At 38.7% G+C, this 22,999-nt stretch carries 23 protein-coding genes and 1 pseudogene; 2 read left to right on the top strand and 22 right to left on the bottom strand.

The genetic code is table 11. The annotated features are described in order from the left end of the window. Positions 1-94: 94 nt before the first annotated feature. Positions 95-595, bottom strand: coding sequence for a hypothetical protein (locus ACQ86H_RS04770; RefSeq protein ID WP_431294025.1), 501 nt, complete (start codon positions 593-595; stop codon positions 95-97). After that, positions 508-2,703: an MGH1-like glycoside hydrolase domain-containing protein gene (locus tag ACQ86H_RS04765; RefSeq protein WP_431294024.1), complete on the bottom strand. Its 2,196-nt coding sequence runs from the start codon at positions 2,701-2,703 to the stop codon at positions 508-510. Before ACQ86H_RS04765 ends, ACQ86H_RS04770 begins: the two co-directional genes overlap by 88 nt. A 191-nt stretch (positions 2,704-2,894) precedes the next feature. Here ACQ86H_RS04765 and ACQ86H_RS04760 point away from each other — a divergent pair, with 191 nt between their 5' ends. Then, on the top strand, positions 2,895-3,257 hold the full coding sequence (locus ACQ86H_RS04760; RefSeq protein WP_431294023.1) for a hypothetical protein: 363 nt from the start codon (positions 2,895-2,897) through the stop codon (positions 3,255-3,257). A gap of 11 nt (positions 3,258-3,268) precedes the next feature. After that, positions 3,269-3,460, top strand: a complete 192-nt coding sequence (locus tag ACQ86H_RS04755) for a YtxH domain-containing protein (protein ID WP_431294022.1) — start codon at positions 3,269-3,271, stop codon at positions 3,458-3,460. A 421-nt stretch (positions 3,461-3,881) separates the two neighbouring features. Here ACQ86H_RS04755 and ACQ86H_RS04750 read toward each other — a convergent pair whose 3' ends face one another. From ACQ86H_RS04750 to ACQ86H_RS04655, 20 genes and pseudogenes are all read right to left on the bottom strand, one after another. After that, positions 3,882-4,157: a hypothetical protein gene (locus ACQ86H_RS04750; RefSeq protein ID WP_431294021.1), complete on the bottom strand. Its 276-nt coding sequence runs from the start codon at positions 4,155-4,157 to the stop codon at positions 3,882-3,884. Between the two features lie 122 nt (positions 4,158-4,279). After that, positions 4,280-4,594, bottom strand: a complete 315-nt coding sequence (locus tag ACQ86H_RS04745; protein WP_431294020.1) for a hypothetical protein — start codon at positions 4,592-4,594, stop codon at positions 4,280-4,282. Between the two features lie 29 nt (positions 4,595-4,623). After that, positions 4,624-4,929, bottom strand: coding sequence for a 30S ribosomal protein S10 (gene rpsJ, locus ACQ86H_RS04740; protein WP_008244591.1), 306 nt, complete (start codon positions 4,927-4,929; stop codon positions 4,624-4,626). A gap of 130 nt (positions 4,930-5,059) precedes the next feature. Further along, positions 5,060-7,174 (bottom strand): elongation factor G, encoded by a 2,115-nt coding sequence (gene fusA / locus ACQ86H_RS04735; protein WP_431294019.1) that lies wholly within the window; start codon positions 7,172-7,174, stop codon positions 5,060-5,062. A 129-nt stretch (positions 7,175-7,303) separates the two neighbouring features. Then, complete coding sequence (gene rpsG / locus ACQ86H_RS04730) at positions 7,304-7,771, bottom strand: 30S ribosomal protein S7 (protein WP_056097505.1); 468 nt, start codon at positions 7,769-7,771, stop codon at positions 7,304-7,306. Positions 7,772-7,788: 17 nt separating this feature from the next. Beyond that, the gene (gene rpsL / locus ACQ86H_RS04725) at positions 7,789-8,202 is read right to left on the bottom strand and encodes a 30S ribosomal protein S12 (protein WP_008244597.1); all 414 of its coding nucleotides are present in this window, start codon (positions 8,200-8,202) and stop codon (positions 7,789-7,791) included. Positions 8,203-8,697: 495 nt separating this feature from the next. Then, positions 8,698-9,156, bottom strand: coding sequence for a hypothetical protein (locus ACQ86H_RS04720; protein ID WP_431294018.1), 459 nt, complete (start codon positions 9,154-9,156; stop codon positions 8,698-8,700). A 122-nt stretch (positions 9,157-9,278) separates the two neighbouring features. Then, positions 9,279-10,280, bottom strand: coding sequence for a discoidin domain-containing protein (locus ACQ86H_RS04715; protein WP_138818435.1), 1,002 nt, complete (start codon positions 10,278-10,280; stop codon positions 9,279-9,281). 54 nt (positions 10,281-10,334) lie between these two features. Continuing rightward, complete coding sequence (locus ACQ86H_RS04710; RefSeq protein ID WP_431294017.1) at positions 10,335-11,837, bottom strand: RagB/SusD family nutrient uptake outer membrane protein; 1,503 nt, start codon at positions 11,835-11,837, stop codon at positions 10,335-10,337. A 12-nt stretch (positions 11,838-11,849) separates the two neighbouring features. Next, positions 11,850-13,382 (bottom strand): annotated as a pseudogene (locus ACQ86H_RS04705) (SusC/RagA family TonB-linked outer membrane protein); the annotation flags it as partial. Positions 13,383-13,387: 5 nt separating this feature from the next. Further along, on the bottom strand, positions 13,388-14,878 hold the full coding sequence (locus ACQ86H_RS04700) for a TonB-dependent receptor plug domain-containing protein (RefSeq protein ID WP_431294016.1): 1,491 nt from the start codon (positions 14,876-14,878) through the stop codon (positions 13,388-13,390). A 478-nt stretch (positions 14,879-15,356) separates the two neighbouring features. After that, positions 15,357-15,470, bottom strand: a complete 114-nt coding sequence (locus tag ACQ86H_RS04695; RefSeq protein WP_431294015.1) for a hypothetical protein — start codon at positions 15,468-15,470, stop codon at positions 15,357-15,359. 190 nt (positions 15,471-15,660) lie between these two features. Next, the gene (locus tag ACQ86H_RS04690) at positions 15,661-17,496 is read right to left on the bottom strand and encodes an outer membrane beta-barrel protein (protein ID WP_431294014.1); all 1,836 of its coding nucleotides are present in this window, start codon (positions 17,494-17,496) and stop codon (positions 15,661-15,663) included. Next, positions 17,469-18,476, bottom strand: coding sequence for a carboxypeptidase-like regulatory domain-containing protein (locus tag ACQ86H_RS04685; protein ID WP_431294013.1), 1,008 nt, complete (start codon positions 18,474-18,476; stop codon positions 17,469-17,471). The genes ACQ86H_RS04690 and ACQ86H_RS04685 overlap by 28 nt, the downstream gene beginning before the upstream one ends. 202 nt (positions 18,477-18,678) lie before the next feature. Beyond that, a complete protein-coding gene (locus ACQ86H_RS04680) occupies positions 18,679-18,849 on the bottom strand; it encodes a hypothetical protein (RefSeq protein ID WP_168202500.1) in 171 nt (56 codons plus the stop codon). Between the two features lie 147 nt (positions 18,850-18,996). Then, positions 18,997-19,395, bottom strand: coding sequence for a hypothetical protein (locus tag ACQ86H_RS04675; protein WP_138818440.1), 399 nt, complete (start codon positions 19,393-19,395; stop codon positions 18,997-18,999). A 174-nt stretch (positions 19,396-19,569) separates the two neighbouring features. Next, on the bottom strand, positions 19,570-19,791 hold the full coding sequence (locus ACQ86H_RS04670; protein WP_121283883.1) for a VF530 family DNA-binding protein: 222 nt from the start codon (positions 19,789-19,791) through the stop codon (positions 19,570-19,572). 23 nt (positions 19,792-19,814) lie between these two features. After that, the gene (locus tag ACQ86H_RS04665; protein ID WP_431294012.1) at positions 19,815-20,423 is read right to left on the bottom strand and encodes a class I SAM-dependent methyltransferase; all 609 of its coding nucleotides are present in this window, start codon (positions 20,421-20,423) and stop codon (positions 19,815-19,817) included. Positions 20,424-20,814: 391 nt separating this feature from the next. Next, positions 20,815-21,222, bottom strand: coding sequence for a RidA family protein (locus ACQ86H_RS04660; protein WP_431294011.1), 408 nt, complete (start codon positions 21,220-21,222; stop codon positions 20,815-20,817). Positions 21,223-21,494: 272 nt separating this feature from the next. Next, a complete protein-coding gene (locus ACQ86H_RS04655; protein ID WP_431294010.1) occupies positions 21,495-22,994 on the bottom strand; it encodes a M1 family metallopeptidase in 1,500 nt (499 codons plus the stop codon). Positions 22,995-22,999: the final 5 nt, after the last annotated feature.

Raw genomic sequence — 22,999 nt, 5'->3', positions numbered from 1 at the left:
AATGATTCAGGTGCTTTAATAAAAAGATTCGTTTTTAAAACCTCTGATTTTTTATGCCTGCCAAGTGTAATACATCGCATGGATAGTTTTAATTCTATAAAAGGGCAATCAAAGCAGTCCACCCGGTTTGATGGCTAGCGCCCAGCCCTTTTCCATTGTCACCGTTAAAGTACTCGTAAAATAAAATGTAATCTTTAAAATGCTCGTCGTGATTTAATTTGGGATAACCTCCAAATGCCGCACGCTCACCTTTATCATTTTTAAGGAATAAATTTTTCATCCTTTTGCTCAACAAATCTGCAATTTCGTTCAATGAGAAATAGTCGTTGGAGCCGGTGGGGTATTCTACCCTAAAATCGTCTGTATAATATTCGTGAAAGTGTTTTATGGATTCAACTAATAAATAGTTTAAAGGCATCCAAATTGGTCCACGCCAATTGCTATTGCCACCAAACATACCGGTATCACTTTCTGCAGGAATGTATTTTACAGAATAATCGCTTCCATTTAACCAGTAACTATAAGGATGTTCTTCATAAATTTTAGAAACTGATCGAATACCAAAATCAGAAAGAAACTCGGTAGTATCCAGCATTCTGCGCAAAAGCATTTCATCCTATGACCCCGCAAAAGCGAAAACAAGTGTTTATCATTCCCACTATTATCGGCCCAGTGACTCACTAGCTGCACCAAATCAGGTCGTTGAATCATAAAAGCTTCCAGGTGAGACCTAAGTTTTGGCAAATCTTTCCAATCTTTTTCGCTAAAAACGATTACTGCAAACATGGGGATCAAACCAACAAGTGAGCGGAGGCGTAACCGATCCCAATTTCCATTAGGATTACGTAATAAATCGTAGTAAAAACCATCATGTTCATCCCATAGTCCAATGTGATGGTCACCCATATTATCAATTGATCCGGCAATGAATAAAAAATGTTCCGCAAATTTTATAGCCATGTCTTCATACAATCGATTTTGCAAGGCAAGTTCTATACTTATTTGGAGCATATTCAAAGCGTACATCGCCATCCAGCTGGTGCCATCAGCCTGCTCCAAAAACCCACCTCCGGGTACTGGCTCACTGCGGTTAAACACTCCAATATTATCAAGCCCCAGAAAGCCGCCTTCAAAAATATTATTACCCTCGCTATCTTTTTGATTTACCCACCACGTAAAGTTGAGGAGTAAGCGCTGAAATACTTCTTCTAAAAACTTTATATCTCCGGTTCCCTTTATTTTTTTATCTACCAGGTAAACCTTGTAAGAAGCTAATGCATGCACTGGCGGATTGGCATCTGTAAAATCCCATTCGTATGCGGGTAACTGTCCGTTTGGATGAATATAACTATTGTTTAATAATAATCGCAATTGCTGTTTTGCAAAATCCGGATCTACAGGCGCAAGCGCAATGCAATGAAAAGCAAGATCCCAGGCCGCAAACCATGGATACTCCCATTTATCAGGCATTAAAATAATATCATTGGCCATAAAATGGCTCCAGTGGCAATTTCTACCACAGGCTCTTTCATTTGCCGGTTTAGGTAAACCCACATCGCCCTTTAGCCAGGCATTTACATCATAATTATAATACTGTTTATTCCACAAAATACCGGCCCAAGCCTGTCGTTGCACCATTTTTTCTTCATCATTACCATCCACCGCGTATTTATCGGCATAAAACTCATTGGCTTCTTTTTTACGATCTTCAAAAATCTGATCATAATCTTCAAATGGTGCTTTTAACTGACTACGGCTTAATCTTAATTTTATGCTGATGCTTTGTTTTGCCGGAATAATTTTGGTATAATGAACTGCTACTTTGGTTCCTGTTTTGGCAGGATTTATCGCTTTCTTATTTCCGTGTATCAAATAATCGTTTATACCATCCTTTACAAAATCTGATGCATTGGCCGATTGATACAAACGTTCATTGTTGGTTTCATTATCGGTAAATAAAAATTCAGGTTTGCCATCCGTATAACAATACAATTTACCTTGCTTTTCTGAATGTAAAAGCAATTTATCTTGTCCGATGCTGCTAATTGCAGGTTTAGCGATTTCGCCATTCAAATTCCAGTTGTTACGGTACCATAATTGTGGTAAAATATGAAGCCCGGCATCTTCATTGCTTCTATTGAAAATGGTGTAATTAATAAGCAAATCATCTACATCATTTTTTGCATAACTGATAAAAACATCAAAATATTTATCTTCATCAAAGATGCCTGTATCCATCAATTCAAATTCAGGCTCCTGCCTTGATCGTTTGGCATTTTCTTCTACTAGCCTGGCATAAGGGAAAGCAGAATGTGGATATTTATACAACATCTGCATATAGGTATGCATGGGTGTATTATCCAGATAATAATAAAGTTCCTTTACATCTTCCCCATGATTCCCCTCTCCATTATTCAAACCAAAAAGCCGTTCCTTTAAAATAGCATCCTTGCCATTCCACAAAGCTAATCCTACGCAAAGCACTTGCTGATCATCACTTATGCCCGCAATACCTTCCTCTCCCCACCTAAAAACTTTACTCCTCGCCGTATCATGCGTTGTATAATCCCAGGCATTTCCACCGGGGCTATAATCTTCCCTCACGGTTCCCCACTGTCGCTCGGTAAGGTATGGCCCCCACTTAAGCCATGCTTTTTGACCGGCATATTGTTGATTAACCCTATTTTGCTCTGCCTTGCTCATACTCAAATATTAATTCATCAGCTATTTGCTAAAATCACAGCAATTGCCCGGTAACTTTCAGCTTATTAATGTGAAGTTAAATATCCATGATTAAATTAAATATATCCTAAGTTTTATGTCACGAACTCAATAATAAAATACAAACCTTTTTGTTTCAGAAACGTTGTTTAAGTGACATTTAATTTATTTCTATGAAAACGAGCATATATAACAAAAAAGAGCATATTGAAGGTTATGTAGGATCAGGTGATGAGCAATCAGAAAAATCTGATGTCCAAAAAGCATTCGAAGAAAGCAACGATACTCATGTTGTAACCGCTTATGGAAAGGAACCAGATGAACTGATTAAAGGCAATCCTTTAGCAAAGGATGGTTTCGATAATTCTGGCACACAGGGTAAAGATTCGCTTAGCGATGATGCATATAACAGTGCTGATAAAAACCCTGGCATAAAGAGTGCTGAAAGTCATACCGGAAGTTCATCTGATGATTTTAAAACGAATAAAGGCATCAATGAAGATGATGAAAACCATGCATTAAATACGGGAATATAAAAGAGACGATTATGGGATTATTAAAATATGCAATTTTAGGCGCAACAACCTTCTATGGCCTTAAATATGTCACAAAAAAGCGTACAACGGACGGAAAATCTTTAATTGATGATTTTAAGAAAAGAGTTCCTGAATATCTGGATGAGGTTAATAATTATGCAGAAAGAATAAGACGGGATTATCGGCAAACGAATGATTTATAACCCTGAAATAAATTGTCTTCGTTAAGATTACTTAAGGCTCGGTTGAGTAACTATTTTTCCGATGGGCTATAGGTCAGGGTGAAGACAGTAAGTTGAAAATATGTACAGAAAATCTTCAACGGCATTTTATTAACCAATTTCGGGTTAATAATTAATCGAACACAAAAAAACACATCATATTTGACATATATCAATGTATTAAAACCATATTACTTTGTGAATTGGCTATAAGTTACTGAAATTTGCTGCGCTGTAGGATTCGCGACAAAGATTAAAAAAAATCATTGACTAACTATTTGAGGGCATTCGCTACTTGATTAACGCATTACAGTTGTCGAATCCTAAATAATTTCCATCTACCGGAAAAGGCATAAATCTTGTAAAGGGATTATTCTATAAGAATAGTCTCTTTATAATTAAATCATAAATCTTTACCCCTTAACCCCTTCTCGTTATTCTTGTTTCTGTTTCCAATGTCTTCACCGCGACTTAAATTCGAGTTATTTAAATTTTCATTTACGGCATGCTTAGGATCATTTTCTGTTTTCAATAAATGAGAAGCCTCTGGTTCGTCTTTACGTTTAAAATCAGTGCGTTTATGGCCATAAGTAGCCTCTCCGTTATCCCACTCTATATACTCGTCATTGTGGTTAACCTCCCCATTAGGATCAACATTTTTGTTTTCATTACTTTCCATAGCCATTTTCTTTGTAGTCAATCTCCTTTAACAACATTGGTACGATAAAAAAGTTTAATCAGATCCCATTATTATTGCCCAGTCTTTTCCTCTAGCGTTACCAGTCCTGCAATCAATTGCAGTTACTGCACACCTTCACTTTGATCAATCTCAGTACCACTATCCAAATCGTCTTTGGTTGACCCATTTTCATCACGATGTTTAGGTGGATTTTCCATTCTGCTTTCTTCCAGTTCAGAAAAATCACCACCTTTTTGATTGGCCACCTCACCATGTGAGGATGGTTTATCTGTCAGTTCTTCTTTAGGATCAGCAAAATCCTGTCCCTCAACAGGTAACCCTTCTTGTTTCTTATCTTTACTCGTCATATCAGTAGAACCAGCCAGCTCAATTTTTGTTTTGGAGTTTGGGTATATAAAAAAGGCCCCGATTTTCATCGAGACCTTTTCTGTTCTTTTAAAATCAATTAAACTTTGATTTCAACTTCAACACCGCTAGGTAATTCAAGTTTCATTAAAGCATCAACTGTTTTAGAGTTAGAGCTATAAATATCCAATAAACGTTTGTAGGCGCACAATTGGAATTGCTCTCTAGCTTTTTTGTTTACGTGTGGAGAACGTAAAACAGTAAAGATTTTTTTCTCTGTAGGAAGTGGAATCGGACCACTAACCACTGCACCCGTAGGTTTAACAGTTTTTACGATTTTCTCAGCAGATTTATCTACTAAGTTGTAATCGTAAGATTTTAATTTAATTCTGATTCTTTGGCTCATCTTATTTTTATTTATGGTTTCCTGTTAGAGCTATTAACAACAGAAACCGGATTTATTTTGAGAGGTGAGATAGGAGATGTTAGAAGGGAGAAAAGTCTCAGATCTAACATCTCAATACTCAAATCTAATATTAGTCTTCAGATTTAATTCTGCCTTTAGATTTAGCTACTACTTCGTCCTGAACATTTTTAGGCGCTGGCTCATAGTGATCAAATTCCATGGTAGAAGTTGCACGGCCTGAAGTAATGGTACGTAACTGCGTTACATAACCAAACATTTCAGAAAGTGGAACCAATGCTTTAATTACCTGAGATCCATTACGGGTATCCATACCTTGTAACTGACCACGACGACGGTTCATATCACCGATAACATCACCCATGTTTTCTTCAGGGGTTAAGATTTCGATTTTCATGATTGGCTCCATCAAAGCAGGTTTACATTTAGGTAAAGCCTCACGGTATGCCATACGGGCTGCAAGCTCGAATGATAAAGCATCTGAATCGACTGCGTGGAATGAACCATCAATCAAACGTACTTTCATATCAGGAAGCGGATAACCAGCTAACACACCATTTGACATTGCAGATGCAAATCCTTTTTCAACTGAAGGAATAAATTCACGAGGAATTGAACCACCTACAATTTCATTGACGAATTGTAAACCACCTTTTTCAAAGTCAGCATCAATTGGAGAGATAACAACTTTGATATCGGCGAATTTACCACGACCACCTGATTGTTTTTTGTAAACTTCGCGGTGTTCAGTAGTACCGAAGATTGCCTCTTTGTATGCTACCTGCGGCGCACCCTGGTTAACTTCTACTTTAAATTCGCGTTTTAAACGGTCAATTAAGATATCTAAGTGAAGCTCACCCATACCAGAAATTACAGTCTGACCAGTTTCCTGATCTGTTTGAACTCTGAATGTAGGATCTTCTTCAGCTAATTTAGATAAGCCCATACCTAATTTATCAACGTCAGCCTGAGTTTTAGGCTCAATAGCTAAACCGATAACTGGCTCAGGGAAGTTCATCGACTCAAGAATGATTGGGTTTTTCTCTTCACAAAGTGTATCACCAGTTTTGATATCTTTAAATCCTACTACAGCAGCAATATCACCAGCAGCCACATTAGGTACAGGATTTTGCTTGTTAGCATGCATTTGGAAGATACGTGAAATACGCTCTTTGCTTTCTGAACGTGTATTATAAACGTAAGAACCAGCTTCTAAATTACCCGAGTAAACACGGATAAAACATAAACGGCCTACAAATGGGTCAGTTGCAATTTTAAATGCTAAAGCTGCAAATGGCTCATTGATACTTGGTTTTAATAAAACTTCAGCACCTGTATCTGGGTTAGTACCTGTTACACCTTCTGAATCAAGAGGTGAAGGCAATAATTCCATCACGTAATCCAACATGGTTTGAACACCTTTGTTTTTGAAAGATGAACCACAAACCATCGGAACGATTTTAGCATCTAAAACAGCTGCACGTAAAGCGTCTAAAACTTCGCGCTCAGTGATGGTTTCAGGAGCATCGAAGAATTTCTCCATTAGAGACTCATCATAATCAGCAACTGATTCTAACAGTTTCTCTCTCCACTCCGCAACCTCATCAATCATATCATCAGGAATTGGCACTTCAGTAAAGGTCATACCTTTATCGTGTTCATTCCAAACGATACCACGGTTGTTGATCAAATCAACCACACCTTTGAAGTTATCTTCAGAACCGATAGGCAACTGCAAAGGAACTGCGTTACTACCCAGCATGTCTTTAACTTGCTTAACAACTTTTAAGAAGTCAGCACCAGAACGGTCCATTTTATTCACGAAACCGATACGGGCAACATTGTAGTTATTCGCTAAACGCCAGTTGGTTTCTGATTGAGGCTCAACACCATCAACAGCCGAAAACAAGAACACTAAACCATCTAATACACGTAACGAGCGGTTTACCTCTACGGTAAAATCCACGTGTCCGGGTGTATCGATAATATTCATGTGATAGTTCTGGTTTCTGTATTTCCAGTTAACTGTAGTTGCAGCAGAAGTAATGGTAATACCACGCTCTTGCTCTTGTGCCATCCAGTCCATTGTTGCAGCACCTTCGTGCACCTCACCAATTTTATGACTTACACCAGCATAATAAAGGATACGCTCAGTTGTTGTAGTTTTACCCGCATCAATGTGAGCCGCAATTCCAATATTTCTTGTAAATTTTAAATCTCTTGCCATGTTATGTTTTTGATTTATCTGATTTTAAATGATTACACCGATTATGTTAAAACAAATCGGTGTAATTTATCTAATCAGTATAATCTTCTAATTAAATCTGTGTAATCTTACTAATCTGTTAATCCTAAATTAGAATCTGAAGTGAGAGAACGCTTTGTTAGCCTCAGCCATTTTGTGCGTATCTTCTTTCTTCTTAACAGCAGCACCTTCACCTTTAGCAGCAGCTACGATTTCACCAGCTAATTTCTCTTTCATGGTTTTTTCACCACGACGACGAGCGTATAAAATTAACCATTTCATACCTAAAGCTGTTTTACGCTCTGGTCTAACCTCAGTTGGAACCTGGAAGTTAGCACCACCAACACGACGAGATTTAACCTCTACAGCTGGCATAATGTTAGTTAATGCGCGTTTGAATATCTCTAAACCGTTTTCACCTGCTTTTTTCTCAGCAATTTCAACAGCATCATAAAAAATTGAATAAGCGATAGATTTTTTTCCATCGTACATCATGTTGTTTACAAAACGAGTTACCTGAACATCATTAAATTTTGGATCAGGAAGAATAATTCTCTTTTTTGGTTTTGACTTTCTCATTTCTTATTTCCTCCCGATTATTTCTTTTTACCTTTTGTTGGCGCCGCAGCTACTTGTCCTGGTTTAGGACGTTTAGTACCATATTTAGAACGACGTTGGTTACGACCAGCCACACCTGATGTATCTAATGCACCACGGATGATGTGGTAACGTACACCTGGTAAATCTTTAACACGACCACCACGGATCAATACGATTGAGTGCTCCTGTAAGTTGTGACCTTCTCCAGGAATGTAAGCATTCACCTCTTTACCGTTCGTTAAACGAACACGGGCTACTTTACGCATTGCTGAGTTTGGTTTTTTAGGGGTAGTGGTGTACACACGTGTACATACACCTCTTCGCTGTGGACAGCTGTCCAACGCTGGAGACTTACTCTTGAACTCCAGTGCTACTCTACCTTTTCTAACTAATTGTTGAATGGTTGGCATTGTGCTTTTTTATGTTTTTTATTTAAAAAATTTACCGCTCCCCCGGCATCCTTACAGATAGCCCATAAAACGGACTGCAAAAGTAGAACAATTCTTTTTAAAAATCAAGGGGTTAGCGTAAAAAGTTTTCAGTTGGCAATTACCGGTTTTCAGTTCAGGATTAAGGAGTTGTAATTTTTCTTCCGGGTCATTGTCATTGCCGAACCGAAGCGGAGGAATTGTGATGGCATGAAGCAATCTATCTCAGCTTAAACATTGAATCAATTATAACATCATCTCATAGTTAACAACTGATATCTTGGAAAGCAACTGCAGCAATCCTTAGTCTGGGTTCCGTCCCGCTAATGTTTCTGCCGATGAAAAACCGGCATCCACGTATATCGGGTTTATGTGGCACAGCAAATCACTGCTATTTACGTTTTCCCCTCAGGTTTAAAAAATCAAGTTATCGTCATTGAAAAGGACGGATTTAAATTAATGAGAGCCCGCGCGCTACTAATTGCAATCCTTAAAACTATCTTTAAGTACTTTTAACCGCTCCACTGCGGCCTCCAGTTCTTTTGGGGCTTTACCATACTCATAAGTTACTTTGTATTGCTTACCGTCGGCATTGATCGAGATCCACTCGGCTCCGCCATCAGCACAATCTGGGCAACCGATCACTTCGGGCAGGTTCGAAATCTTACTGATGTTCAACTCATTTTTAATGGCGGTAACATCCGCTTCCGAAATGGTCTTGCTACAGGTTTTGGTATCGGCAGACTGACCATTCTTCGATTTGGAAAAGGTAAGCTTTAAATCGCTAATGAGTAAGTTGTTGGAACAATAGCCTGTGCACATGCCGAATGATGAGCCATAGGCAATGCTGTTCAGGTTTTTAATATTGCCTTTTTTGCAGCTAAAACCGGATGTAATTAAGGCTAACGTAAGAATGATTTGTAAAATTTTCTTCATAGATAAGGGACAAAATACACCCTCAAAGATATTGTTTATCCGTTACTAACCTATAATACAAAAGCGCCATAAACAAAGAAAGCGATCAAAATTAAGATCGCTTTCTTCGAATCACCACAATTTTAGAGTTTCACATATCCCTCAAAATTTGCCAGGCAAGGGTAACTGGTACCTTCTAGCAGCGTAATTTTCACATAACGGATCGGAGCTGTTGGCGAAACAGCAAATTTTTGCTCATTAACTGTAGTTGGATTGAAATTCCGGTCATCGCCCAATTGAGTAAAGGTAACGCCATCTACACTTCCCGAAATAGAAAATTTGCTAAAACCTTGTTTTGGATCGGTATGGGCATTAAGACCGATATAAGAAAGTAAACTTGCCTTTTTCATATCAACAATAATCCAATGTGGATATGGATGCAATATATCGTAATCGGCCTGCCAGAATGATGGAACAGTTGGCGCAGTTGGACTTTTGGCCGAAATTACATCTACCACATAAGCTGCTAAATTAGTTTCATCGCCAGGATAATTTACTTCACTCGAAGCTGTTGCCGTCCATCCTGTTTTGCTCAACGCAATATCGGTAAGCGGTTTTCTTTCCTGCAGGCCGGTCACGCTAAACTCTGCTAAAAAAGTAACATTGCTCGTTTGCGTTGCGGCTTTTTCTAAAGCGGTTAATTTAAGGTAACGCACATTCCTGGCGGGCGATAAGGCAAATGCCTGTTCGGTATAAGTGGCAGGATTAAAAGTAAGCTCGCCAATAGCTGTAAAACTGGATCCATCATTACTGCCTTCCAGCCTAAATTTGGTAAAACCTTTCGGATCGCCCTGTTTTGTAGTTAAACCGATTTTTGTTACTACCGTCTGTTTTTTCATATCGATTAATAACCAATGTGGAAATGCAGCAGTAGCATTCGAACTCCAAAAAGTATTCGTATTACCATCCAAAATGGTTACCGGCAGATTAGCTGTTTCTTGGCTTGAAGCTGTGGCACTCCAGCCCGAGCGGTCTAACACAACCTCTTCTAAATTGGACGTAAGTTCAGCACTTTTGTCCTTTTTACAACTTATTGCCAAACCTGCAAAAAGGAGGCAAATGGCATATATTTTTATATTTTTCATCTCTTAAATTTTGATTTCAATGGTGATAAAGCCCTCATTATTATCACGAATGAGCTAAGGATTCTGAGTTAGATTTTTGTTATTGTCTATCTCATACTGCGGAACGTAAAAAATAACACGGGCATCGGTAGGCAAAATGGTTTGCGTGATGTTTGTATTGGGCGTGTTATTTAAGGCGTGCGTACCCGGATAATTTCTTGTCATCGGTCTGTTATTCCTGAACAGATCGTACGCGCGCTGTCCTTCAAAAGCAAATTCAAGCCTGCGTTCTTCTAAAACAACATCCAAAGCCGTTTTATTTGCTGCAGCAATGCCTGCAAGCGTTAAAACCGGAATTCCGGCCCTGGTACGGATCAGGTTTACATCATCAAGTGCCAATTGTGCATTGCCGAGTTTGGCATTTGCTTCAGCTTTATTCAGATACATTTCTGCCAAACGCAGGTAAACCGGTGAGCTTAAATTTGCGATCCCTTCCTGCAAATTGTATTTGGTTACATAATACATCGGTACATTTGGGGATATCTTAGTATTTACCTGCAACACACCGTTAATTTTATAAGGCGCAATAAAACTGTGTCTTAAATCTGCCGGATTTTTATCCAGCTCTGCCACATATTGCTGAGAAGCATAAATTTCGCCATAGCCGGTATTGCCCTGAGCACCCGGGGTAGATAATGCACCTGGTGTACCGCTGTAATACATGGAGCCAATGGCACCAAAATCCTGATCTTCTGTTTTGGTATAACGGATGGCAAAAATGGTTTCCGGATTGGCTTCCGGAGTTTTAGTGAAGTAACTGGCATAATCTGCACCCTGAAGCAATTTATAACGACCAGAAGCAATTACCAGATCGGCATATTTTATGGCATTGACATTATCGCCCATATTTAAGTAAATACGAGATAGCAAAGCATAAGCAACTTCCTTCGATGCAAAAATATCCGCTTTTGCTACAGTCATCAAATCGGCTGCTTTTAATAAATCTGCAATAGCTGCGGCATATACTTCTTTAACGGTATTTCTTGCTGGTGTACCTGCAGGCACACCCTCCTTTAAAACGGGAACTCCCGGATTTTCGCCGTTGCCCTGTGTATATGGCCTTCCAAATACCCGAACCAGGTTAAACTCCATCATTCCCTTTAGGTAAAGATTTTCGCCTTTAAGCTGTTTTAAATCTACACCCGAATTATCTGGAATAGCTGCTATAATCTTATTTGCAGCAACAATAACGTAATAGGCCTGTTTCCAAAAGTTAGCACCATGTGTCCCTGTGGGAATATGGGTATAGCGGTAGCACCTCGAAAGATCATCAGAAGATGGCTGTCCCTGAGCCACATTATCCCCCTGAAATTCTGTTAAAAAATGAGCACTTCTCACATAAGTAGCATTTCTCAGTACAGCATAAGTACCAATCGTTGCAGTCTCAATGTCACCAGGGTTCGTCAATGCAGATTCGTCATCAATGGCTGTTGATGGTTTTACTTCTTTTTTACAACTACTTACACTAAAAATAAGTGCAAGTGCAACTATATATATTTTAATTTGATTCGCTTTCATATTTTTCCTCTCCTATAAACTAATGTTTACACCAAACAATATTTTTTTGCTGATCGGGTATCTAAAACTTGAACTTCCCGGGACAACATTGGGATCATTATCATCTGGCGCCAGTACAACCTCAGGATCTATACCCGAAAATTTAGTTCCTGTCCAGAGGTTATCGCCACTTACAAAAATCCGGACACTACTTATTTTAATTTTACTTAACCAGCTGGTTGGAATTTGATAGCCGAGTGTAATGTTGCGCAAACGGATATAACTTCCATCTTCCAGGTAACGTGATGATTGTTGATTAGAATCATGGTTACCACCTAAAACCGGTTTAGGGTGTGTAGCAACATCACCAACTTTTTCCCATCTGCTCCATCCCGACTTTAATACCATCGCATTATAACTTTCGTACAAACCATCATTATCAAAATAAGCACGGCTATTGTTATACACTTCGTTACCATAAACAAAATTGAAAAATGCGCTTAGTGAAACACCTTTATAGCTAAAGGTATTGGTAAAACCTCCAGTAAATTTCGGTGAAGCCGATGTACCGGTATACTGGCGGGTAGCCAGAGCGTAAGTATTGGTTACCGCAATATGGTTTACCCCATCTGCATCAGTAATTACTTTTTCCCAAAGCGGATCGCCATTGTTCGGATCTACTCCTGCCCAAATCGGCATTTTCCAATCATAAATATCGCGACCTATCGCCTTTGGCTGAGAACCACCTGGGTTAATAGCATCCTTTCCTTCAGTAAGGCCTAAGATGGTATTGCGGTTAAAGGCCATATTGAAATTGGTTTCCCATTGAAACTGGCCTGTAAAGTTTTTAGTATTGATGCTGAACTCAAGCCCTCTATTTTTTAAGGCACCAACGTTTTGGAAAATATATCCGTAACCATCAGTTGAAGGTAAAGGCACTTTAAACAATAGCGCATCAGAGCGTTTATCATATAAATCAACAGTTAAATCTATCCTATTCCAAAATCCGATATCTAAACCAATATTGGCTGTTTTTTGCTTTTCCCAGGTTAAGTCGGGATTGCCTTTTTGATCAGGCCTTGCACCGGGTAAACCGCCATAACTGGCCGACGCATCAATGGCATATAATCCTAATGAAGGATAATCACCAATTTCGGCATTACCCGTTGTACCATAACTTGCTCTTAATTTTAAGAAACTAATCGGTTTTACGCCTTTTAAAAATTGTTCATTGCTCAAAATCCATGACGCACCTAACTGATAAAAATCGCCGCCACTTTTATTTAAACCAAAACGCGAAGAATTTTCGTGCACAAAGGAGGCAATTGCAAAGTATTTACCTGCATAATTGTAATCAACCTGGCTTAAATATTTGCTAAAATTATACTCATTTGTCCCACCGGATGGATTGCTGATAATATCGGTTGCGGTAGACATTACCGGACGGCCGGCAGGTAAATTTTTCCCATTTGAGTAAGCATCATCATAGTACGATTTTTCCGTTTCGCCAACAGCCAGTACGGTTAAATGATTTTCGCCAAAACTATTCTCATATTTCAGTCTGTTTGAGCTTAATAACCTGTTTTTATATGTTGTGGAGTTATAAAGTGAGCCGTTGGTTGCACCCCTTCTTTAGTTCTTTTATCATAATAATCTACTGCAAAGGTGTTATAAAAAGTGGTTCTGTTATAGCTGGAAAAAGTTAAGTTCTTTACAATGTTATAATCTAAATTTACATCGGCACTTAAGTTTAAACTTCTTTGATAGGAAAGATTATATTGCGTAGAATGAAGAAAATTTTCTACATCGCGGCCTTTCCAGGTTGGTGTAATCCGTGGATCAACAGGTGTTCCATCTGCATTGTAAGCAGGGTCGAAAGGGAGGTTCAGGTATCCATCGCCTAAAGAATTACTGTTAGCATAGTTATTTCTGGTAAATACCCCGTTCAACAATAAACTCAATTTAAGTTTTTTGGTTAACTGGCTATTTAAATTCGCCCTTAAGTTATAGGCATTTTTATCGTTATTGATTACGGTACCCTGTTCTCTATAAAAGTTACCGGCAATGTAATACCTTGTTTTTTCTGTACCTCCTGATGCAGACAGGGTATAATTCTGCGTCATTCCGTTTTGGGTAGCCAAATCCCACCAATTGGTATCATTTTTTAAAACAGATGGATCGGGGTTGGAAAATGTTTTTTGATAATCATACAATTGCTGACTGTTCATCAATTTGAAATGACCGGTAGAAGGTGAGTTAAAACCTACTGTTGAACTGAATTCTATTTTTGCTTCTCCCGCTTTACCTGTTTTAGTAGTTACGATGATAACGCCACTACCTGCACGTGAGCCATACAATCCGGTAGCCGCAGCGTCTTTTAAGATAGTAACAGATTCCACATCATTTGGACTATAGGTAGCACCTTCGGTACCATAAGCACCAAGAATATTTCCATCTACCACTAACAACGGTGCTGTTCCGCCATTAATACTTCCAATACCTCTTATTGTCATTTTAGGTGCAGAAGTCGGGTCTCCTGAGCCAGAAGAAACCACTACACCCGGGGCTTTACCCTGAATCATAGAAATTACATCATTAGAGGCTACACCCTTTAATTTTTCTGCAGAAATAACTGAAACAGAGCTCGACAATTCTCCCTGCTTTTTTGACGAATAACCAACCACTACTACATCGCTAAGATTATTATTTTCTTCTTCAAGGCTAATGTTGATTGTAGTTTTGCCCTGCACAGGAATTTCCTGTGTTTTATAACCGACAGATTTAATAATTAAAATGCCATCAGCAGGCACAGTGATTGCAAAATTACCAGACCCATCAGTAGAGGTGCCGATACCCGGATTTGATTTTAAAGTGATGGTTGCTCCAGGAACCGGACCAGATTTATCGGTTATTTTTCCTTTAACGGTAATATCGGCGAAGTGGTTCGGCCCCATTGCCTCGTGATTAAGGTTTGTGTGATGGTTTAGATCGGCAAAAGCTTTACTTTCGTTAAGCCATAATAAGCCAACTGCACCAAAAATCAGTAAAGATTTAATCTTCATATTATTGTTGTTTTTAAGTTAGTTGATAGGTTGTTGCGAGATAATCCAGATTTGCTTTTTAAATCATAGGCTAACTATCTTTTTTAAATACATAAGAATTTCAGAATGTTATTTTTGCTCGCTCGTTGAAAACAAATACTTGCAGAGGCTGGTTAAACTCCATATTTTCTATTTTCAAACCTAATTTAAACGATTTGAAGCATGCAAAATCTTCAAACACCACGCAAACGTTTGATTATAAATAAGGAAATTGGCCAATTTTATACCTCTTACCGGATAGCGATAGAAACTTATTAAGAGAACATCCTCTTAATATTATTGAAATTGTTTTTTAGAACCAATAATTAAAGAAATCTGTCTAAGAAAATAGATGTTCATCCAGGGATAAAACAACTAACAAACGTTTGCGTTAAGATTTTTAACCTAACACAGATAAAAAACCTTAAAAATTCACTTTGGGGAATAAAAGTTATACTTCTTATAACGTTGACAGCCGGTTCGAACTTAACATAACACCGGTAAAGTTTTTAATCAGGTTTAGGCCGGCATTTCCAAATAAACCTTTTACATCTCTTTCCTGGTAAATGGTCAAGGAGCAGTCTAAAAAACTTCAAAATACTGCTCACCGATAATTTCGGTGGCCAATGCCCGGTGTTTTTCTAAAGGCATATAAAAAAAGCAAATGGTAAATTTGCTTTTAAAACTTAATTATATAAAAACATAAAGAGCCCTCAACATTCTATTCTAATAGAAATGTTAAGGGCTTAAAATAATTGGAAAAACTAATTCACCGTATTACGCGGATTACTTCTTTCGTTATTCGCCCCAATCCTGGTTAATTTATAATTTAACGACAGGTAAAAATAACGGGTGATATTGTTGTAACGAACATCTTCTATCCGGCTACTGTTTACAATCCTATCGATACTGGTATTCTGGTTTAAAATATCAAAACCTTTTAAGCTTAAGGTTACCCTTCGTTTCATCAAATATTTATTGATACCGGCATTAAGCAAAAAGTAATTATTGTTAAAGCCATCGGCACGGCCTGCAGAGCCAATGTGGTTTACATCTGCCTCTACCCTTAAATCTTTTATAAACTCGTAACTGAGGTTGAGGGTATTTTCGAGACTGAAATATTTATTGTTAATGGCTGATTCTGCCGTGTTATTTACCCTGGTATAGCCCACATAAGCATAAATACCTGCATTAAATTTATCATCTATATCGTAACTCCAGTTAATATTCGGACCGATTTCAAACCTGTTTGTAATGTTTTTTGTGCCGCTGATATAGTTTATTCTATGCTCGGTAAAGAAATTTGCACCGTAATTCATCCTTAAACCTTTAAGTTTCGATGGCATACCAAAAAATGTTCCGGCGCGCAGATAATAGTTGCCATCCACATTAACAGGCTTAACGGTTTGGATGCCGTTATTATAGGTAATATCATTTCCGGTATCATCAAATGATAGGTTGTAAAGAAAATAACCATTCCAATAGCGGTTATTATCCGGACTAAAAGTATTAAAGTTTACCGACAGGCGATGGTTTTTCCTGGCTTCGAGATCAGGGTTTCCTATTCTTTGATATAACAGATTGGTATTGTTCTGAACAGGTTGCAGATCGGTTACTGAGGGCAAATTAACGCTCGCCCGGTAATTGATGGCGATGGTTTGGTTGGCCTTGTTTTTAAAGTTGACCGTTAACCTTGGTAATAGATTGTAATATGATTTTTCAATATTGCCAATGTTGGCACCTATGTTATTAAATGCATTGGCATTCAATAAACTCTCCTGTGCATTTAACCCGAAATTATATGTCCAGTCTTTTCCGGTATAAATAAAACCCAATCCAGCTGTTTGCAAACTGTTATGGTTATCAAAAGTATTGGTTAAAGATGGAACAATGGTTTCGTAACGATCGGTAGTTGGATTATAATCAAAGGTGATCTGCTGCGCGTCAACAACGCTTCTTGTATAACTATATGCAAGGTTGGTACTCCATTTTTGGCTTAACTGCCTGGCATAATTGCCATTAATGGTATAGGTTTTTGAGGCATTTTCCTGATTGGCCTGCTGGTTGATATTGGTAACCGTAGTATCCCCATTTATATATTGGTTGAGCAAAGATTGATTTAACCAATCAGAATTAAAGGTATTCTGTGTACCGTTTAACCGGAGCGAGACCGAGCCTTTTTTATTCTCCAACCTCCTCAATACCGTAAACTCTCCAAATAAAGATGGAGTGAAATTATGCTGGTTATAATATTGACTTCCATCATTTGCTTTTCCTGCAGCATCAAAGTTAGCGTTGAAGGTGCGGTTATTGATATTGGTGATACTGTTCAAAATTACATTAGGCCGGAATACCATGTCTGTTAACGAATCGGGATGATATTCTGCCTTAAAATTAAAGCGGTGTGCCTGGTTATTGCTATTGCGGTCGGTATTATCCAGCGTACGCAAAATATCGCCAGCACTCAAGTCCTGAATATTGGATAGTCTATTACCTAAACCAGAAGAAAAATAAGTGAAATAACTTCCGCTAATAGCCAGCTTGTTATTTTTGCCCCAGGAGTTGCTATAATTTACGCCTCCACTGTGGGTGGTATACAATCCGATGGCATTGTTATCAAAAACACCGCTGCCACCAATGGTAGTTTTACCGTTATTGTTGTTGATTGAGAAACTTCCCCGGCCGGTGGCGCGAAAATATTGCCGATGTTGCCTCCACTGAAGCTACTGAGGTCGTCATAACCGAAACTGGCATCATTGGTATTGTTGCTCATACCCAAAACAGCAAACTGTAGGTTTTTATTAAAATGATTGGCGCTTAAATAACTTCCGTATTTATCAGTTGTTCCTCCTGCAAGGTTAGCGTTTCCGAACCATCCTTTTTTCTTATCTTCTTTAATGGTTAAGTTCAGCACTTTTTCACGCTGACCATCATCAATTCCGGTTGCCTTCGCTTCTTGTGTTTTACTATCAATCAGCTGAACTTTCGCAATGGCATCGGCAGGAAGGTTTTTGGTTGCCGTTTTAGGGTCAGTGCCGAAAAAATCTTTACCATCAACCGTTAAGCGCGTAACTTTTTGCCCCTGCACCAAAATACTTCCATCTTTATCAACGGTTACACCAGGCAGTTTTTTCAGCAAATCTTCTACAGCCGCATTTGGCCTGGTTTTATAAGCGTCGGCGTTAAATTCTACCGTATCCTTTTTTACCGTAGCCAAAGCATAACGGCCACTTACCGCCACATCTTTTAGGGCAATGGCATCTTCCAGCAATTTTAGAGTGCCAATGTGAACAGCCTTTCCGTTCACATTGATGTTTTTGGTGATGGGGTTGTAGCCCATTGCAGAAATCCTGATTTTATAGTCACCATTGGCAACCGCACTAAAAGAAAATTCTCCGGCTTTGTTGGTTACCATACCTACTTTTTTGGCCGAATCGGCTTTATTTGATAAGATAATCCCCACATATTCAATGGGCTGGTTCGTTTTCCCATCCACAATTTTTCCATTTATATCGCCCGGCTGTTGTGCGAAAGTCTTCGTAGATAATACACACAGCAACATCCATAAATAGGTTTTCATAGCTAAAATTCTGTTTTTTATTAATTTGTTTGATTAACCTTTTTCAGGGTTTCAACTATAAGACACGAAAAAGTGGAAAGTGTGACAGAAAAATATTTTTTTCTTCCGGAGTTTAAAAGAGGCTGTGGGAAAGAGACAACTTCGGAGGTCTGAGGCAACAAACAAAAAAGTCTTCCAGTTTTACCTGAAAGACTTTCCTTTTTTAAGCTTTAGCTACTTTTTTTGTATGTTTTTTATGATGATGTTTTTTATGACCTTTTTTGGTCTGTGTTTTTTCTGTTCCTGCTTTTGCCGGAGTGGTGGTTTGAGCGCTTACGGTATTAATGGTAAAAGCGGCTATTATGGCGATTACTAAAACTTTAATTGCTTTCATTTTTACATTGATTAATGATGAATAAACCTTGTTATTTTGTTTATTAAATCTCGAAAATCAATATGAAGATTTTATGAATAATTAATTATTAAATGACTGAATTAGAGAATGATTGGATGCAAGAATAATTGAGTAAAATTTAGCTTCTTAAGGTAAATCAAATGAGAAAGTATAATTGAGTCTTTTCCCACTCAAAACGTATTCAGAAACTACTTTACCATCCACCAGGATTTTGTATTCGCCCCTTGATTTTGATTTAGCGGTAGCTAAAGTTTTAAGCTGAACGTGTGTGCCCGATTTTAAAGTAACAGCCTTTTCCCAGGCCCCGTTTACTTCTTTTAATTCGGTCTGTTTTCCGCTTTCATTGGTATAGGCAACATCAGCACTTAATCGATCGCCAAAATTAGCCTGATAAACCACATTATAAGTTTCTTTCTGAGGAACATCTAATTTACCTCTCGACATGGAATAAAATGTTGTCGCGACTCCAAGGGCACAGCTGCTTAACATAAGCGTAAGCAAAAAACAGTAGAAAATATTTTTCATTTGATAAGGTTTAGATCAAGATGACGATGGCTTTAGAGAAAAGGTTGCAAGGGAAATAGAAATGATTGAATGAGAGAATGACTCAATGATTGGATGACAGAAGGATCGAATGAGAGAATATTGGATTAGACTCGCCCACTCATTCATTTTATCATTCTAAAAGCAATCATTCCATCATTTATTAAAAGTATCGAGGTATAAATCCTCTACCTTTTTTCTGGCCCAGGGCATTCTTCTTAAAAATTTTAAACTCGATTTGATGGTTTGATTATTATTGAAACAATCGATCCTGATTAATGATCCCAGTTTTTCCCAACCGTAATGCGTTTGCAGATCGGTTACTATTTTTTCTAAGGTGATACCGTGTAAGGGATTGTTTTTTTGCTGTTCGGCCATGGAGCAAAGTTAAAGCAAAATTATCAGGGTTTGTACTGAGCCATCCAAACATTTGCACCGCCGCAATCGGGATCGTTTATTTTGTGCCTGAGCACTTCAAATTGGTTTGCCTGAAGCAAGGTTTGATATTCAACAGTAGCCAAAGAAGCATGAAAAAGATTTTCGCCACCATTCATGCCCCATACTTCTCCCCTTTCCGTTCCAGATGTAAACAGTAAAATACCGCTGGGTTTAAGGTGACGTTTAAAAATAGCAAACATATCCGGCTGGTCATCGGCAGGGAGATGAAAAAAACTATGCCAGGCAATTATCGCATCAAATTTTTCATCAAGATCCAGTTCACGCATATCTTTTAGCAGAAACCTGTTAGAAGGGAAATTGATTTTTGCCAGCCCAATCATTTGCTCGCTGGCATCAACTCCTAAAACATTTATCCCATGGTTGATAAAATATTCCAATATAGGTTTCCCATTACCGCAGCCCAGGTCCAAAACCTTTGCATTTTTTGGAAAGTATTGGAGGATATCATTTAAATAAGCTTTTTCTACCGAATCGGCATAACGGTTTTCGGCAAACCAGTAGCCTATCTTATTGTAAACTTGGTAAACATTTTTGCGTTCTCCTTTTTCCATCCGTATAAATTTTCGGTTATCGATGTTAATTTTTAATTCAAAGTTTTAAAATATCCGGAACATCACCTCATGCTTTAGTAACACCAAATTAATCATATTTTATTTTTTTTGGAAACAAACGTACAATGGTTCCTGGCAAATGCAGCCCTGCCATCCGCTTTATCCCGATTTTATCGGGATGCCCGCTCCTGTCAGGTTTAGGATGAACGGTCTGCTTCCAGCATGGCGCCAAAGGTATCGAACTGATGTTTTTAAACCTGATTGAAGTGGAAGCCCGCAGCGAAGCGAGGACTTTGAACGGAAAGCGGGACTGAAAACTCCAAGAGAAACAGAACCTTTCATTTCCCAAAAAATAATATCAGTTAACAATAATTGGAACCGGGTTTATAAATTAACCAACAGCGGTAGCATCAATTTCGATCATCATACCGTTTAAGGCCAGTCTTTGTACCGGGATAAGGGTATTTACCGGGAATTTCTGATCAGGCCATATTCTGTTCGATTCATCGATCAACACGTGATGCTTAGCCTCATCATAATCTACTACCAAAGTAGTCAGTTTTGCAATGTTGGCCATCGTTAATTTTTTGCTTTTTAAAGCTAAGGCAATATTTCCGAAAACGATGCTTACCTGCGTCCTAAAATCATCACTTAAAATACCATCTGTTCTGCTACCGCCCTGACCGGCAACAAATACCAGCTGACTATTTGCAGGAACGGAGGCAAGATGAGAATAACCATGTGGACGCGGATCGTATATGCCTTCTGGATTGGTGATTTCTAATGTAGGTTTTTCCATATCTGTAAAATTTATGATCGCTAAATTATCTGATAGTTTCTCGTAAACCGTCGGTAGTTTGCAATAAAAAACCTCCTGATCTTTTAAAATCAGGAGGTCTGGAATTATTTAAGGTAAGCTAGTTGCCCCAATATCATTGATTAAAGGATAAATCTCTAAAAGATGTCATCCTGAGCGTATTCTAAGGGCATTTATTTGCGATTTATCAATCTCGAGAAGTCTTCGACTACGCTCAGACTGACAATCGCGGCGCTTAACTTAATGACATTAGCTTAGTTGCCCGTAGCGGTCCACGTATCGTTATCAGGGTTTGAATCTGGCAATACTTTATCCGGATCCAAAGTAACCGATTCAATTTCTTCTGTTGTTGGGAAACGAACCAACCAGCTCGCATTTTTCATCCAAACATCAACAGGAACTTTTACGGTTTCAGTTTTTCCGCTTTTGGTTTTGATCTGAAGAATGATCGGCATCGGCATTTTCTCTAAGTTCACCACTTTAATGTTATAGCCTACCAATTTATCATCTTTTTTAACGGCCTCAACACCAGCAATGCCCTGATCCATTTTCCAGCTATTTAACCACCAACTTCTCCAGAACCAGGCTAAATCTTCGCCCGCTCCATTTTCCATCGAACGGAAGAAATCAAATGGTGTTGGATGTTTAAATGCCCAGTTTTTAATGTACTGGCGGAAAGCATAATCAAAACGGTCTTCGCCTAAGATCTGGTTTCTCAAAATATCCAGGCCCCATCCTGGTTTGCTGTACAGGTTAACACCAATATTTCTTTCGGCCATACCATCAGGCATCTGCATGATGTTTTCGTAAATCGGGTTACCGATTACACTTTTACCAATTCTATGTAGATCAGCCGGAGGACCAGCGTATTCTCCATTATTAAAGTTTTTCTTAGAAATACCGTTGATGAAAGTATTAAATCCTTCGTCCATCCAACCGTATTTACGCTCGTTAGAACCCACGATCATAGGGAACCAGGTGTGCCCAAATTCGTGATCGATTACTCCCCATGCGCTGGCTTTTTTAGCAGTCCATCCACAGAAAACAATGCCAGGATATTCCATACCACCAATATTGGTCGCCACGTTAACAGCCATTGGATAAGGATATTCGAACCATTTTGATGAATAATGTTCGATAGTAGATTTTACATATTCTACCCCACGACCATAAGAATCAACACCGTTGCTCTCTACCGGTTGCGCAGAAACAGCCAAACCTGTTTTACCACTAGGCAGTTTATACCTTGCCGCATCTAAAACGAACGCTTTTGATGAAGCCCAGGCCGCATCGCGCGCATTGGTAATTTTAAATTTCCAGGTTAATTTATCTTTCGCCGGACGTGATTTCGGATCGGTTACCTCAGCTTCGCTACGGATGTGCACGGTAGCATCGCTCAGTTTAGCTGCATTCCACCTTTTTAATTGCTCCGGAGTGAAAACTTCAGCAGGGTTTAATAATTCGCCTGAACCCATCACAATATGACTTGCAGGTGCAGTAATAGCAAAGTTAATATCACCATATTCGCAATAAAACTCACCACCTCCCCAGTAAGGCAAAGTATTCCAACCGATTACGTCGTCATATACACACATACGTGGAAACCATTGTGCAATGGCAAAAATTTCTCCGTTTTTGGTGGTTAAATGCCCGGTCCTGTCCGATCCTTCTTTTGGTACAATGTATGAATAATCCATTTTGATGGTTACCAAATCGCCATTAGCGGCCAAAGGCTGATCTAAACGGATCTGCATACGGG

The sequence above is a fragment of the Pedobacter sp. P26 genome, assembly GCF_050632135.1.
Lineage (GTDB): Bacteria > Bacteroidota > Bacteroidia > Sphingobacteriales > Sphingobacteriaceae > Pedobacter.
This window is presented reverse-complemented; position numbering and strand designations above follow the sequence as displayed.